The organism is uncultured Tenacibaculum sp. (assembly GCF_947499065.1).
Classification (GTDB): domain Bacteria; phylum Bacteroidota; class Bacteroidia; order Flavobacteriales; family Flavobacteriaceae; genus Polaribacter.
The window spans coordinates 391,220-408,436 of the sequence record NZ_CANMMT010000004.1 but is presented as its reverse complement, the minus strand read 5'-3'; the positions used below and the strand labels follow the sequence as shown (position 1 = coordinate 408,436).

General features: G+C 29.9%; 10 protein-coding genes. 4 read left to right on the top strand and 6 right to left on the bottom strand.

Annotated features, from left to right (window positions below; translation table 11 throughout):
- The first annotated feature begins 88 nt into the window (after positions 1-88).
- The 3 genes from Q0958_RS11300 to Q0958_RS11290 all read left to right on the top strand — a co-directional run bounded on the left by Q0958_RS11300 (position 89) and on the right by Q0958_RS11290 (position 5,900).
- On the top strand, positions 89-3,178 hold the full coding sequence (locus tag Q0958_RS11300) for a hypothetical protein (protein WP_299123105.1): 3,090 nt from the start codon (positions 89-91) through the stop codon (positions 3,176-3,178).
- A 71-nt stretch (positions 3,179-3,249) separates the two neighbouring features.
- On the top strand, positions 3,250-4,392 hold the full coding sequence (locus Q0958_RS11295; protein WP_299123103.1) for a hypothetical protein: 1,143 nt from the start codon (positions 3,250-3,252) through the stop codon (positions 4,390-4,392).
- The gene (locus tag Q0958_RS11290; protein ID WP_299123100.1) at positions 4,386-5,900 is read left to right on the top strand and encodes a cellulase family glycosylhydrolase; all 1,515 of its coding nucleotides are present in this window, start codon (positions 4,386-4,388) and stop codon (positions 5,898-5,900) included. Before Q0958_RS11295 ends, Q0958_RS11290 begins: the two co-directional genes overlap by 7 nt.
- An 18-nt stretch (positions 5,901-5,918) precedes the next feature.
- On the opposite strand, the gene Q0958_RS11285 is transcribed toward Q0958_RS11290, so the two are convergent.
- The 3 genes from Q0958_RS11285 to Q0958_RS11275 form a co-directional block, all read right to left on the bottom strand.
- Positions 5,919-7,124 carry a glycosyltransferase gene (locus tag Q0958_RS11285; RefSeq protein ID WP_299123098.1) on the bottom strand — a complete coding sequence of 402 codons (1,206 nt, stop codon included), beginning with the start codon at positions 7,122-7,124 and terminating at the stop codon, positions 5,919-5,921.
- A 103-nt stretch (positions 7,125-7,227) separates the two neighbouring features.
- Positions 7,228-8,493: an oligosaccharide flippase family protein gene (locus Q0958_RS11280; protein WP_235274827.1), complete on the bottom strand. Its 1,266-nt coding sequence runs from the start codon at positions 8,491-8,493 to the stop codon at positions 7,228-7,230.
- A 19-nt stretch (positions 8,494-8,512) separates the two neighbouring features.
- Positions 8,513-8,785, bottom strand: coding sequence for an STAS domain-containing protein (locus Q0958_RS11275; RefSeq protein WP_150899548.1), 273 nt, complete (start codon positions 8,783-8,785; stop codon positions 8,513-8,515).
- A 141-nt stretch (positions 8,786-8,926) separates the two neighbouring features.
- Between Q0958_RS11275 and Q0958_RS11270 the strand changes: the two genes are divergently transcribed.
- A complete protein-coding gene (locus tag Q0958_RS11270; RefSeq protein WP_299123091.1) occupies positions 8,927-11,002 on the top strand; it encodes a tetratricopeptide repeat protein in 2,076 nt (691 codons plus the stop codon).
- A 47-nt stretch (positions 11,003-11,049) separates the two neighbouring features.
- On the opposite strand, the gene Q0958_RS11265 is transcribed toward Q0958_RS11270, so the two are convergent.
- The 3 genes from Q0958_RS11265 to Q0958_RS11255 form a co-directional block, all read right to left on the bottom strand.
- Positions 11,050-13,500, bottom strand: a complete 2,451-nt coding sequence (locus tag Q0958_RS11265; RefSeq protein WP_299123088.1) for a DUF4114 domain-containing protein — start codon at positions 13,498-13,500, stop codon at positions 11,050-11,052.
- Between the two features lie 290 nt (positions 13,501-13,790).
- The gene (locus Q0958_RS11260) at positions 13,791-16,382 is read right to left on the bottom strand and encodes a T9SS type A sorting domain-containing protein (protein ID WP_299123085.1); all 2,592 of its coding nucleotides are present in this window, start codon (positions 16,380-16,382) and stop codon (positions 13,791-13,793) included.
- Positions 16,383-16,497: 115 nt separating this feature from the next.
- Complete coding sequence (locus Q0958_RS11255; protein ID WP_299123083.1) at positions 16,498-17,214, bottom strand: LytTR family DNA-binding domain-containing protein; 717 nt, start codon at positions 17,212-17,214, stop codon at positions 16,498-16,500.
- Between the last annotated feature and the right edge of the window lie 3 nt (positions 17,215-17,217).

The window sequence follows — 17,217 nt, the reverse complement described above, 5'->3', positions numbered from 1 at the left end:
ATGAATGGTTCTTTACTATAGATGAATTAAAAAATAAAGCGTTTAAATTCATTTATATTTACATAATTGCAAATGATTAACCCACTAAATGAGAGGCACTTCTAATAAATTTATAATTATCGCCATACTGCTTGGAGTAGCGTTCCATGGTACTGCTATTTTCTTTACTTTAGAAACTACTTACGATGCTTTAATTCATTTATTTTTTGCTGAACATTATGCCAATAGTTGGTTTGAACCTTGGAACTATAAATGGTATACGGGTTTTACTGTAATGAGTTACCCTCCTTTGGTTCATCAAACCATGGCTGCCTTATCCTATATTGGTGGATTAAAGTTTGGGCTTTTTACACTCGCCATCATTGGAGTTATATTATTTGCTACAGGAACCTATCGATTTTCCTACTTAATTACTTCAAGTAAGAAAGCGGCAGGATACGCTTGTATTTTAGCCATGTTTTCATCTTCTTTTGTAGAAACACTTCATATTTTCGGACAGTTGCCTAGTATTATGGGAATATCCATTCTAATGCATGCAATGCCCGAAATTTATCAGTGGTTAAAAACTGGTCGATATAAATATTTATTTACTTGTTTATCCTTAATTTCTGTTACAGTTACTTCCCATCACGTTACCCCTATTTTTGGAATGGTTTTTTTCATTTTTCCTTTGATAGGTATGGTTGTAATGGATGCTTGTAGAGAACGAGTAGAAACCTCAAAAGAAATAACCTTTAAACTCTTTTTAAAGGTGTTTTTAGAACTCTTTAAACGAATTATTGGTTTTGGTTTTCTTTCGTTAATGACTATTATTTGTTGTCTATTACCTTATTGGATTAACTCTAAGAAAAACCCGATAACGCAAGTACCAATTCCACATGGCTCAAGAGACAACTTTTTAGAAGTAACTTCTTCTGGTTTGGTATTTTTTACCATTCCTTGGGGAGTTTTACTTTTTATATTACCCTATATCTTTTATCGTTATTACAGTAAGCGATATTTATTCTTTGGAATCTCAATTACCATGCTAACAATATTAGGTACAGGAGGAACTACTCCACTTCCTAAAATGATGTTAGGTGATAATGCTTTTAATATTCTTACGTTAGATAGATTTACCTTATGGGCATCTATAATGTCTATACCGCTTCTTGGAGAATTTACATACCGATTTGTTGAAGGTGACTTAAAAGAGCTCATTCAAAAAAAATACGGTCCTCTTTATCATCGTTTTATTGGAGGTATCTTAGCTAGTTTATTTATAGGAACTGTAGTTTTCACCATGAGTTTAGGTTACTTTAGACCTTCACAACCGCAAAAGATTAAAATGCTGCCTATTGTTAACTTTTTAACGCAAGATCAGCACGATCAATGGCGTTATTTAACTTTAGGTTTTGGGGATCAAATGGCTTGGCTTGGTGCACAAACAAAAGCTTTAACTGTAGATGGGAATTACCATTCTGCAAGACGTTTACCCGAATTGACTACAAGACCAATTGAGCGTTTAGAAAACTCAAAATTTAAAGGGGTAGCTGGAATTGGATCTTTACAACAGTTCTTAACAACTCCTGCTAAATATAACTTGAAATACATTTTTTCTAATGATAAATTTTACGACCCCATTTTATATTTCTGCGGTTGGCAACGTTTACCTCAGTTAGAAAACGGTATTATGGTTTGGGAGCGTTTAAATATTCCACCAATGTCGTCCATACTTCCTAAAGAAGACGTGGGTACTTGGCAAAAAATATTATGGGGTACCGTGCCATTTTTAACCTTTATTATAGCACTATTTCTTAATACTAGGTTATTCTTTTCAAGGTATATAAATCCAAAAAAGTATATTCCTTCTGACTATTTAAAGTTTAAGAATGATTATACTAAATTCTCAAACAATCTTTTAAGAGTATCTCATGTTTGGGCAGTTATTTTAATAATCATATTTGTTTATGGTTATTATATCTTTCATATGAAAAACGATTCGCAACGTTCTCCACAAAATGTAGTTGCTGCTTATTATGATCATTTAGACTTTAAACGATTTATAAAAGCACATAAACTTATTAGTCCCAAAAGTAATGTTGCTCTAGACCAATACATGTTAGAAATTTCTGTTACCGATGGTTTATTAAGTTCTTACGCTAAATTAGATGCCTTAGAATCTACTGTTATTAAAAGTACTGATAGTTTAGCCACTTTAAAAGTAGACACCAAATGGATTACTCCTTTGGAAAAAATTAGTTTAACCGATTATAAAACTGCTGTAAAAGAAAATGGTAAATGGTATTTAAAACCTGAACCTATAGATTTAGATTTACCTCCTGATCAGTTATATTCTAATAATAAAACTGCTTATTTTAATCAGGGAAGAAAAAGAATTACTACAGAACAAACACATCACGAAGATGTATTGAAACAACCTGTATTAGAAATTATTGAAGCTAAATTGGTGAAGTATAAAGACCAGTATTCAATAATTGGTGAAGTACAAAACATTGATAATGTTCCTGCCGATGTTGTTTTAAAAGGAACTTTATATAACGATGATAATAAAGAGCTTGCTATATATGATGCTAAATATCATATGAAACATAAATTGATGCCTAAAGAAATAACTTCTTTTAGAATAGATTTTGAAGGGATTGCTTGGACAAAAATACAAGACTCTATTCCTAAAACATTTAACCCAGACGAGTTTACTCCTATTGAGTTAGAAGAGCAGCCTACTAAGTTTAACATACAAGCAGCTGGAAATGTTTCGGGTTCTGATTTATTTAAAAATGTGGTGTTAAGTGACGTTTTTATCGAGGGACAAAAAGTTAGTGGAAGTTTATTTAATAGCGGTATCCAAGAAATTACAATACCTCAGCTAATTATCACCTATTATAATGAAAACAAAGACATCGTATGGGTAGACCAAATGTTTGTAGACGCAGGTATTAGACAACAACGAAAACAATATTTTAAGTATAATTTAGTTGATGATTCTGAAGTTGATATCATTAGTACCGACATGGACTACTGTTATGTAAATGGATTACCTAACAACAATATTGCTGATGAAATAGTACCTAATAGAATTGAAAAACATACAGTTAAGGAACTTCAAAAAATTGACCATCCTGTTTTTAGTTTTGTTAAAATTGAAATGAATATTTATATTGGAGCTCCTAAATGATGCCTATAAAAAACATATACTTTTTACTACTCAGTATTCTTATACTTTCCTTTAATGAAAGTGTAAAAAAAGTGAATGGCCCAATAACATTATTAACTACTTCAAAAGAATTTAAAGCTGGTAGTAAAATTTCTTTAAACTTTTCAGGTATTGAAAATGATTCTATTAAATTATACTGTTCTAATAGTTATGGTACTACTCTATTAACATCTTCTAAAACAGAAAATAATCAAACCCAATATGTCTTTCCTGAATATATTAGCAATAAAATTGGTACGGTTAACTGGAAACTTTTAGCTGATGACACAACGCTTTCAGGAAAGTTTATGATAACTCGTAAGCAACAACCCGTAAGTTTAGAAACTTACCTTGGTCCTCCAAGTATTGAAGCGGGTGGAAAAGATTATGCTATGATGGTTACCATTCCTACTGATGTTTTAGACAATCCTATTAAAAACAATACTAAAGTAACCATACAACATCAATTTTTAGCTTCAGAAAGAAAAGAACAGGTTTTTACTAAAAACTTAATTGCTTATAAAAACATTTATTCTCCTAAAAAAAGTGGAAGAATGTTATTATCTTCAAACTGCTTAAACTTAGATTCAAAAGAATATAATTTAAGTATTATGCCAGCTATATCTGTAAATTTTGAAATTTTTGCAGAAAGACACCATGAATATGCCGATGGAAATCAAATTACCACTTTTACTACTTCTATTTTAAAAGACAAACACGGTAATGTTGTTAGCGATGGTAGCTTTGTTGAGTTTTTTATAACCAATTCTGAAGGAAATATTTTAAAAACAACAGGGACTACAATTAGAGGAATTGCTACCGCTCAAATGATTCATCCAGATCATGAAGAAAGTTGGTCGATAAAGGCTTATGTAATTGGTATTTCTGAAAGTAATGTATTAAAAATTAGGTATAAAAAAATTATACATGATTTTAATGTTATCTTTTCTGAAAATAATAGAGAAATAAAAATAGGTCCTATAAAAAGCTTTATGAATCAAATGATTCCTGATGGTTTAGAAGTACGTTTAGAAATTTACAAAGGAGATATAATTCTAAATGAATATTTAAAGGAATCTCGAGAAGGTTATGTTCGCTTTCATTTGAACGAAAATATATTTAAAAATGGAGTCTATAATTTAAAGATAAAATCAGCAGGTATTACTCAAAATTTTAAAGATAAAAAGCTATGGTAAAAATTGACAAAAATATTATGAGAGGCATTATTGTATTATCATATACACTTAGTGTTTCTGTTTTGATATTTCTTATCAGTTCAGCTTTTACTTATCTAAATACAGGTGCTGATAGAAGCAAACTTCTACATACCGAAGTAAGAAAACTCGATCAATACTTACCTAAAACCATATGGAAATCTGATGGAAATGAGGGGCGTTATGTAGATTCTCAAACACTTGGTGAAGTTGAAAACGATTATTTAGATGCTTGGTATGTACGACATGTAGCTTATAAATCGAATAAAACAGTTGGTATTGACGATTATTATACTGATAATGCTAGAAAGAACTTATTCAGTTTTATTGAACAAAACACAAAGAATAACATTTCAATAGAATCTACTACAGTTGAACATCATCCTGATATTCTGTTTTTTAGTGAAGACGGACAATTAATTGTTTTAAAAGATGAAAATGTAGTTGAATACAAGAAAATTTACCATAATAAAAAGTTGATTTCTGAAATTACAGAAGTATCAAGTTATAAAATGATTTTACTTCTAGAAGATGGTTTTTGGAGGATTCGTCATTTGGTAAAAGAAAATACAAGTACCTATAATGAACCTAAGAATGATGCTTCTTTAAAATATGCTAACATAAAAGGTATTAACTATTACCCACAAGCAACACCTTGGGATATGTTTGGTAAAAAGTTTGACATTGAAATCATAAAAAAGGATTTTAAAATTATAAAGGATGCTGGATTAAACACCATTAGGATTTTTGTTCAGTATGACGATTTTGGCAAGGCAAAAGTTAAATATGAAAAGCTCGATAAACTAAAACAAGTATTGGACAATGCTGAAAAAGCTGGTATTGATGTCATAGTTACCTTATTTGATTTTTATGGAAATTATAGCACGCTTGATTGGACTTTAAACCATAGACATGCCGAAAAGATTGTTTCGACGTTTAAAGACCATAAAGCAATTATGGCTTGGGACGTTAAAAATGAACCTAATTTAGATTTTAAGTCCAGAGGTAAGGAAAATGTGATTGCATGGCTTAAAAGCATGATTACACTTATAAAATCTATAGATACAAAGCATCCGATTACCATTGGGTGGTCTGATGCCGATAGTGCTCCTATTTTACAAGACAAAATCGATTTTATTTCGTTTCATTATTACAAAGAGTTGAATAACTTTGAAAATGAGTTTTTTAGCTTAAAAGAAAAAATCAAGAACAAGCCTATAGTACTTGGAGAGTTTGGAATTTCTTCTTATGGTGGATTTTGGAGACCTTTTGCAGGCTCTGAAAAGAAGCAAGCACTATATTACAAAAAAATGCAAGAAGTCTTGAAAAAGCATAAAATTCCTTTTATTTCATGGACTTTGTATGACTTTAATAAAATTCCTGCTTCGGTAGTTGGAAGACGTCCTTGGAGAGTATATCCTCAAAAGAAATTTGGTTTCATAAATAAAGATGGCCAAAAAAAGCCATCTTTTGCACATATATCAGAATAATATATTCTTATTACTCTATTAAACAATTAAATCTCTAACGTATACTTCTTTTTTAGACATAATAGAATCGAATTCTTTCATATACATGTCTGTAATTCTTTCCATAGGAAAAGCAGTAGCTGCTTTATAATTAGCTTTTCCTAATGCAACTCTATACAAATCATTGGTAACAATTGTTTTGATTGCATCAGCTAAACTCACAACACTTTCAGGAGCAAAAAACTCTCCCAAATAGCCTTCATCTTTTACTAAAGAAGCTAAATCTCCCAAATCTGGCATTACAACAGCTTTACCATAACTACCTGCTTGGTGTAATACTCCAGAACTTCCTGTAGTAGATGTATATGGAAATACCACCACGGCACTATCATTAAAAATACCTTCAACATCTTCTTCTTCTACATAACCTGTAAAAGTTAACTGTGATACATGTTTATATTGTTCCTTTACTCCATCTAAATAACCTGGTACATTAGGATTATCTGTTCCTGCTATTACTATTTCTAAGTCTAAACCTGTAGCTTTTCTTACTTTCACCACAGCTTCAATCATATTTTCCACTTTTTTATAAGTTCCGAATTTTCCAAAGGTCATAATTTTCATAGGTCCTTCTGGTAATTTATAAGAAGGCTTTTTAGCTACTTCAAAAGTTCCATGTGGTATATTCATTACATTATTAGTTCCATATTTTGATTCTAAAATATCTACATATTTTTTCATCGTAACTGCAACTGTATCGGCCTTCAAAATTAATTTTGTTAGCGTTTTACCTATAAGATTATAGGTTTTTTGTAAAATTTTGTTTGAAGTAAAACCAGCACTTTCCAAATCAACTTGCTCCAAAATATTATGCAACAAAACTATGGTTGGAATTTTCTTTATTTTACATATCCAAGGTAGCATTAACCCTAAAGCTGCTGCTACTTTTTTATCTCCAAACTTCATAAACTGAAGATTAAATAAAATAGCATCTGGCTTTGTCTTGTTAATTGCTTTTACAACCGAGAATATATTTCTATAACTATTAAATTTCCAGCATTCTTTTACTGTTATTTTACATCCTTTTTCCGTAAAATTTAAATCTTTCTCTTTTGGAGTCTCATCTACCAATAAAATCAACTCTGTAATTTTCTCCTTCTGACGAAAACTTTTAACTAAATGATAAGCATACTCATTTAAAGTTACTTTACTTGGTGGGTACGAAGTTACAATGGCTAATTTCATCTAATTTAGTTTTAAGTTATTATATAAATTTGGCTTTTAAATATTAGAAATAATGGCATAACTAGTTTAAATACCATTAAGTGTAGATAAAAGGAATAAAAGCTTAGATATTCTGTTGATTCAGGAATCCTTTTCTATTTTCCAAAAAGAAGAAAAACAGCTGTACAAATAGTAGTAAAAACATAGCTATAATCTGTACATGTACCACCTGGGCTAAGTCTTTATGAAAAAGGACAACTAATACTATTTGCAGCATTCCGAAAATCCCTGATAATACTACTGGGATATATTTTTCTAACGATAAATAGTAGTAAGCAAATATATTGGACAATGCAAAGATACCCGTGGCTAGTGCATACTTCCATAATAGTGGTGTTACGCTTAAATAATCACCTCCAAATAATATCTGAATAATTGTATTTGGGAATAAAAAACAAGCAAATATTATTGCTGCAGAAATTACTGAAATATATCCTACATATTTTAATAAAACTGTATGAGTAGACTTTCCTTCTTTTTTTAATTGAACTACTGTTGGTAATAACATCATTACAAACATCCAAGCTATAAAATATACTACTCTACCAATTAATGCTAACGACGCATATAAACCTGCTTCATAAGCTTCAAAATAATGTTTAACTAGTAGTATATCGCTATTATTAATAATGATTTGAGTTAGTTCGTAAAAAGCTGTGATAATAAAAAAGTTACGCACTAACTTCTTCTGTGAATCATCTAAACTTACAGATTTGAAGAAAGATATATTCTTTAATTTATAAGGAAATAATCCAAAAACAAACGAACAAAGAATTCCTAATGCAATTATGATAGACGATTCTATATTGAGTATATATAATAACCCTAGAGTAATTAACAACCTACTTATCATTTCTGATTGATAAGTTATTGCTAAAGAATTGAATAACTTTTTTCCTTGAAAAACTCCCCTATTTATACTCATCATAAAATAAAAAGGCACTCCTATTCCAAACACAACAAACATATTACTTGTTTTGGTTTTGAAAAAAGCTTGTAATTCTGGTGAAAAAATCACGATGAGTGCTCCAAAAATGATTCCTGTAAAACAGGCACTCTTATAAACGTTTGATATAAACGTATTAAAAGCATCTCCTTCAAAAACTATAGCAAACTTGGCCGTTACCAATTGAAATGTCATAGCTATGAATGAAAGCACTAGTAAAAAAGTGATCATAATTGCTGCATCTGCAAACATTTCAGGCCCTAGTATTCTACCTAGTAATAAATTATATAGATAATTTCCTCCATTTACAAAAAGAGCACTTATCATAAATAAATGCTCTTGGGAAATTTTTATTTTTACTTTTTTTGATAATACAATCAACATTCTTTTTCAATTTATATTACTATGATATACCAAAATTGTTAAGATGTTTGAATGCACCTTTGTATCCAACTGTTAGGAATTTTTTTCGCTTTTTTAATGCAATAGCCATTAATGTTTTTATTGCATCCATACCAGCCATATCAATCTCTTTTACTTTATCCATGTTTATGGTTACGCTTTTACTCTTCGATATGTAATGTTCGAAATAAATTATAAAAGATCTAACGGTAGAACAGTTAATTCTTCCATTTAAGTAATAAACCCCTTTTCTTTCTAAAATTTGTAAAGCCATGATAAAAAAGTTTAATTGGTTAATAGTGAAACAAATATCTTTCTTATATTTAAAAAAAAATGTAATTATCGTTGAAAGGCAATTTCCTTTCGGTGAATGGTCAATAACAAATGCTTAAAGCGCATTTATTAAAAAAAGGTTATGATTTTAAAAAAAGTCCCCTACATCATACTTCTTTTAATGAGTATTTCTGTGGTTTCACAAAATATGAAAGAAGGTTTTACTTACTTAGAAACTGGAAAATATAAACAAGCCGAAACTTTTTTTAAAGAAATTTTAGGAGACTATCCTACCAATAAAACAGCCAGACTTTGCTATGGTAGAGCCGTTGGTTTAAATGGCGATGCTAAAAAGGCTAAAACCATCTTTATCAACTTATTAAAAGATTATGGAAATGATTTTGAAGTAAAGTTAAATTATGCTGAATCTTTACTTTGGGACAAAAATTTTTCAGATGCAAAATCCTATTATAAAAAATTAATTGATGAAGATGCTAAAAGCTTTTCTGCATTACTAGGTTATGCAAATACCTTATCCAACTTAAAAGAATATGAAGATGCTATTGTATATATAAATAAAGCTTTAACGGTTTCTCCAGGGAATCCTAATGCTTTAACTTCTAAAAAGTTTATTTATTTAGGATATGCTTATCAGCAACAACAATTACAAGACTACCCTAAAGCTGAAAGTATTTTAAAGAAAAACTTAACTTTTTTTAATAACGATCAACAAACTTTATTCAACCTAGCCAATCTTTACCTAATTGCAAATGAATTGGATAAAGCAGAAGAAATTTATACGCTTTTAGAAAAAAAAGAAGAAAGTAAACTAGCTGCTTTAAATGGCTTAGCATTAGTTTCTCACTTAAACGGAAAAGAGCCTGATGCTTTAAATACTAGTAAAAAAGCTTATGATTTATTATCAGATTCCTCTTCTCCTACTATAATTCAACAAACAAAAGAGCGTTATGTTCAAGCGTTAATTTGGAATAAAAAATTTAAAGATGCTGAAAGTTTAATCAATAATCTAGTAAAAGAATATCCTAATGAAAACTGGGTACTATCTTTAAGGGCAACTCTTAATATTTATAGAAGTGATTTTAAAAAAAGTGTTGCTGATTACAATCTGATTTTAGAGAATGATAGCTCTTCTTTTGATGGAAACTTAGGAAAAGCTAATGCCTTAAAAGCACTGGGTAATTACGATAATGCTTATAAAAGCGCGGAGAATACTTTAGTTTTTTATAAAAATCAAAAAGATGCTAGTAACTTTATTAAAAAGTTAGATGAAAGTTTTACTCCATTTATAGATAACAAAGCTTCTTATTCTTTTGATAATGGTGACAACGAGGCCTATTCTTACACTGCAAAAATTGAGTTTCCTTTATCTACAAGGTTCAAAGTTTTAGGGAACTATAACTTTAGAACCACAAAAAATACCGTTAGTAATATTAAAGCTACGTCAAATAACTTTTTAGTAGGGATTTCTTATGATTTATTAGGTAATTTAAATTTTAGCGGAAGTGTGGGAATTACATCTTCAAAAGCAGAAACGAAAAGCTTTAATCAAATTTTAAGTGATGTTTCTTTTAACTACAAACCTTTTAAGCTTCAAAACTTAAAAGTAGGTTATAAAAGAGAAATTCAAAATTTTAATGCGGAGCTTATCAATAGAGAAATTGTTCTAAATAACTTTTATGCTAACTATAGTTTAAACACAAACTTTAATGTTGGATTATTTTCTCAATACTTTTATACAACTCAAAGTGATGACAATGTTAGGAACTTACTTTTTGCTTCTTTGTATTATAATATTATGAACAAACCTTCTATAAAAGCTGGTTTCAACTTTCAAAATATATCATTCAAAAATCAAGTTCCTGCTATATATTTTAGTCCAAGTAAGTTTAATGCTTATGAAGTTTTTGTAAACATTATACGAAATGAAGTTGCTATTAAAAGTAAAGAATGGTTTTATGAATTAACTGCCGCTACTGGTTTTCAGTTTATAGAAAATGATGCAAAACAAAGTACTTATAGAGTTCAGGCTAAACTAGGTTACAAAATATCAGATCGTAGTTTGGTAAATATATTTGCTTCTCAAAGTAATATTGCCTCTGCAACTGCTTCTGGGTTTCGTTTTACCGAAATTGGAGTTCGTTTTAAATGGTTACTCATAAAGAAACCTATATTCAAGAAAAAAGAGCAAAAGAATTAACTTTTGCTCTTCAAAACTTAAACTACTGTGGAACTAATATCTCATTTTTAATTAATGAGTAACTTTAATGTGCTATACTTTTTTGAATCGCTTTCAATTCTGCAGATATACATTCCTGACATTAAATCTTTTCTTCCTATTGGAATTAAATTCTCTCCTACTTTTGTAGTGTAATTTGTTTTATAAACCAATTGGCCTAAGTAATTATATATATTTAACTTTACTTCTTCATTAATTTCTGATGTGAAATAGATATTACCTGAATTATTTATTGGGTTTGGTAATGCTAAAACCTTGTTGTTAAACTCAACTACTTCTTCTTCTATTTGCTCAGCTTTTAATCCAAAAGCTACATCATTTACATTCATTTCAAAAGGAACATAAGTACTATAATCTCCTTGTAATGAGAATACAATTGTTTTTACATCTTTAATATTTCCAGGTTTTCCGCTTTTGTCAAGAAAATCATTAAATGAAATACTGTATTCTTTTTCAAACTCATTTGCTGGGATTTTAATTCTTAAACGGTTATCCCAATCTTTTAAACCTTCTTGTACTAATATTACTTCTACTGACTTTGTATTTTGAATTTTAAATTGAATAGACTCAAAATCTGATACATCTAAAGTTTGATCTCCCGGTAACACATGTCTAAATAAGTTAATGGTTCCTTTTACTTGTCCGTTTACTGAAGGCTCTCTCTCTATTTGATAAATATTTTCGTCGTAATCTTCATCATTATTTTCTACAATGAAAGAACTTACATTTACATTTTCTTTCAAATAATCAATTCCCCAAGGACCGTCTGCTAAATATAAAGCATCTTGTTGCTGTGATAAGTTTGTACTTAATGAAAATCCAACATCAAATAATTGACCTGTAGGAATAACTACTTCATCATTCCAAGTACCTTTTAAGCTTATTACTTCAGACATATTCGTTTTATCTGCCACTTCTGTTTTAGATAATACTGCTTCAAAATTCATAGAACTTGCTTTAACTTTATTAACTATACTTAAATGTAAATTCCCATTTTTGTAATATCCAGAGCTAACAAATACTGGTGGTACTACATCTTCTAACGATGTACTAACTAAAGGCTTAATGTTTGTGAATGTATCTAAGATATGGTTACTCAATGTAAATACTTGAGAAAAAGAACTTCCCCATACTTGAAAATTGTAATAATCGCCATTAGGATATTGTTCAATATTCCAAAAACTATATAATTCATTTGCTGCATCTCCTAATTTAACTGAAAATCCTAATGTATATTCTACTTCACCTGTAGCTCTTTTAATTTTTGAACTTATTATTTGATGTCCTCTAACTTTTACTGTTCTAATATCTTCTAGAACCGAGTTATTTAACCTATCACATATTTCTTTTGAATGATCGTATACTTTTCCTTCTGTTGCAGTTGCTAATACTGCTGATATTCTTTCTTCTCCTGTATATAAATCTACTGAAAATACTTCTTTAGCATTGGTAATTCCTAATAAATCTGTTGGTGTTGACACGTATGCTTTTTCAGAACCATACATTCCAGTTTCTGGTAAAAAAGGTTCAATACTTGATGGATTTGCTCCTTTTGCAAGTAACAATTGTTTCTTTTTATATCTTTTTTGTAATGCTTTTTTGTTTAAAAGATTACCATTCTTTTCACGTTTGAAATTTCTTTTAGCAATTAAACTTGCTAACTTTCCATTACTTTCTAATCCTCCATCATGTGCTGATGTTACGTCCGTTGCACTAGATACATCTGCAAAATTTGTAGAAGTAATTGCTGAATATGGGTTTGCTGTTACATAAAAAACTGCATCGTTAAAATCGTTATCACAAGAACCATAATCTCTTCTAATATCTTCAAAACCTAAGATGATTCTTTCATTTTCTGGATCGTTAAGTAATACATTATGATGTCTTAAATTTTCATCTGCTTCAGGATTGTAATCTGGATTAGAATATACTTTCCAGTGTCCGTTCATAACTGTACTGTAGTTAGCACTCCATGCATTTGCTAATAATACCCAACCGATACCTGTTCCTGCTGGAAATGTTCCTATTTTTACTTTATCTCCTACTTGAAGTCCCCCTCCACTACCCAATGCAGACGCATTTGGAAAAATGATAGTGATGTCTTCTGGTGCTGGTGCCGTTGGTGATGGATTGTTTACATCGTACGTGTAAAACCCTAACACATTTCTATATCCTGCTCCTTCACTAATAAAAGTTACATAAATATCAGCCTCTTCTGTTAATTTTAAATCTGTATCGTAACCTGAAGAAATATAGTGTGGATTGTAATCTGGTACTGGGTAACTTTCAGGAATTGAATTGCTAATCATTTCTAATGTTTCTACAGATACTTCATCTCCTGGATTTTCTAAATATAAAGGAGTTCCATTTGATGTAAACTCACCTAAATACTGGTAGTTTTGTGCGTAGATATTTGCCGTCGTTATTAGTATTAATAATGTAAGTAACAATTTCTTCATAGTGCTTAAGTTTTAATGTTAATACTGTAAAATTAGGCACTTATTAAGCTGTTTCTTGAAATCTTCGCTATGTAGAACTTAAGAATAGCTTAAATACAAATTACTATAGTTTAAGGCTTTTTAATACCATTCGTCGATACTAAATTACTTTGTAATCCAATTATCATTATGTATACTCTTCTAAAAAATTTCTATAAATAAAATATCCGCTTAGTTAAGCGGATATTTTATTTAGTATGTTTATAATTTTAACGAGTGCTGAACAACTTAAAATTATTAGTGCACCATTTCTAATGCACTAATAATTTAACTGGCTTAAATGTATTTTTTTTGCCTATTATTTTGCAGAAATACAATCCTGTATGTAAAGATTGACGATTGAAATCGATTTTATTAATTCCAACTTCTGCTTTGTAATTAGCTTTATACACTAGCTTCCCTAATTGATTATACACTACAAATTCTAGATCTTCTTGTTCTTGTGCTTTAAAATATAAGCTTGTACTTAATGTTACTGGATTTGGTACAGCAGTTACTAATCCGCCTTCATACTCAATTAATTCTGTAAAATCTATTTTAGAAAAACGAATATTGTTTAAATTCATTTCTTTGGTTGTTACTGAACCATTTTCTGAAACCATTTTAAAAACTATAGTAGCTATATCATCTAATACTAATTCTCCTCCTTTTTTAGAAACAAAATTTGTAAAAGGTATCACGTAATCTTTAAAAGAATCGGATAATGCTATAGTAGTTTTATATTGATCTTCAAAAGAAGCTATACTTTTCTTAACAAAAGTGATTTCTAACTTACCTGTTCCTTTTGCTTTTAGCTTAAATCCATTGTAATCTGATAAATCAACCGGCATAAAACGTGGAGTTAATGCTCTATATGCTGCTATAAATGTACTTGTTGTTGCTGTTAATGCTACATTTCTTTCAACTGGAAAATCTTTTGCTTCAAAAGTATAATTATTTGGTGCTATTGCATAATTTGACACTACTGTATTTGCTCCCGAAGCATCTACTCCCCATGGACCGTCTGACATAAATAAATCATCTGGTGTAGCAATACCGTCTCCTAGTCTAAATCCTATATCAAATAAATTTCCTGTAGCTACTTTTAGATTTGTTATATAGTTTTGCTCAAGGTTTATAGTTGAATTTGATTTTTTCAAACTACTTGTTTCTGTTTCTCTATAACCTGCATCAAATTCTATTTCACTACTTCTATTTCTGTTTATGATTTGTAAATCTAAAGATCCGTTATTATACTTTCCTTTTCTAACAAAAACTGTTGGGGGTTTTGATGTTTTATAACCTGAAATTGGTTTGACGGCATTTAACAAACTCACTACCTCATTTGCTAAAAGATATAAATCATCTAGTGAATTTGACCATATTTGGAAATTATAAAACCCTACATTGCTCTCATACTTATCTAAATTCCAATGACTTTCTATTTCAAAATTAGCATCGTTATTAACTGCTTTTGCTGAAAGACTTAATGAGAATTCTACTGTATTGTCTGCATTCTTAATCAACGATTTTATAAATTGATGCCCTTCGATTTCTATGGTTGATACTGATATTAACTCTGCTCCAAGTAAACGATCACAAATGTATTTCGTATGTTCATATACTCCATTCTCAGTTTTTAAAGCTAATATTGAAGCTACTGGGGTTCCTTGTTCTACATAATCAACTGCATAAATATCAGTTGCATTTGTAATAGCTATTAAATCTTTTGGCGATGATTCTACTACTTTATCTTCCTTAATTACATCTAAAGGGATAAAGTCTTTTAATTCTACTGCTCCTCCTTTTTTCTTTTTATAATTTGAAGATTTTGTTACTCTAGCTGCTTTACTTCGATCGAACTTATAATTAACTTTTGCTCTGTTGTAATTACGTTTGTTAATTTGTTCTGATAATCTGTTATTACTTTCCAATCCTCCTTCGTTTCCTCCTGAAGTAGGCGCTAAAATTACACTACAATTCCCATAACCAGAACATGATGGATCATCACAATCTACTAAACCATCTCCATCATCATCAATTCCATTATCACAAATTTCTTGTGGTACCGGTGCTGTTGGACATCGTGCTCCATCATTACTTGAACTAGATGGTCCGAAGGCAAATAAATTAGAGTCTATTGCATTAGAACCTGTTAAGTTTTGAACTGCTTGTATTACGTATATAGTACCTGTTTGATTTGCAGACACATAAAATCGACCTGAAGCATCAAAATATACTGCTCCATAGGTATAATTCAGTCCTGACATAATTGGTACTTCTCCTAAGGATTGTACTACACCATTAGAAGGATCTACTCTATATAGTTTATTGGTCTTTTTTTCTACAGTATATAAATTACCATCTACTGCATTAAAGGCCCAATCATGAATATTTAAACTGGCTGATAAGTTTTCTGTCGCTAAATGTTGTCCATAAGTAGCTGAGTCTGGGTCTAAATCTATTTTGTAATAGGTTGTTCCCCCTCCTTTAAGATAGTAAACCCCATCTGCACTAATTCCTCCAATATATCTTCCACTTGAAGATAATTCATCAATGTAATAGGTAGTTACTTGAAAATCATTCCCTATTCGAACAATTGTTTTTGAAGGTGTACTTAATGATCCCCATATAAATCCATCTTGCGGATTGTATGCTGCTGCATTAATGCTACCTGGAGTAACATTTTCTGCAACTAGATAAGAGTTTCCTGATGCTAAATCAATTGAATAGACATCATTGAATTGAAATAAATAAGCATTGTAAACACAATTGAATGGTGTGTTTTGGGAAACAATACTTAAACTAAAAAATGCAATAAATATGCATAATAGCTTTTTTAAAAGAGTAATAGTTTTAATCATAATATAATAGTGTAAAATCTCTATTAAAAATAATTAACTATTAACTCTCCTCTTTAAAAGCTCGTTAAGTTGTAGCTTAAGTGTAGACGAAATGCAAAATTCCTTAGATAAAAAACTATAATAAGTCCAAACGCTTCATTAATTCAGGTCTTTTTGATCGACTTACAGGAATAACATTTTTCTTAATTAAAACACTATTATCCTCTATATCAATTATCTTTTTAACATTTATGATGTACGATCTGTGTATTTTTAGGAACAATGATTCTGGTAGTTTTTCTTCTATTTTTTTAAGAGTAGAATGAACCACATAATCTTTTTCTTCGGTTTTTATATTGATATAATCTCCTTTAGCTTCGACAAGATAAATACTTGGTAAATCAATTTTTATCAAGCGTCTGTCAATATTCACATAAAAATCGTTATTAACCTCTTGCTCTTTTGAAGAAGAAGATTCCTGAACTTTTGCTGCTTCTATACTCTTCTTACTCTTTGCTTTTTCTATAGCTTTATCAAAACGCTCTGCATCAATAGGTTTTAGTAAATAATCTACAATACAATCATATTGAAAAGCTTCAATTGCAAACTGAGGGTCTGATGTAGATAAAATAATTAAAGGAGGATTCTTTAACGTTTTTACAAAGTCAAATCCCGTAAAATCAGGCATATGAATATCTAAAAAGATAAGATCTACTTTATTCTCATTTAAATACTTAATGGCTTGAATTGCATTAGGAAATTCCTCAACAACGGTTATACCTTCCTTTTCATTACAAAGTGCTTTTATAATTGACCTTGCTAGTTTTTCATCATCAATAATAATACTGTTCATAAA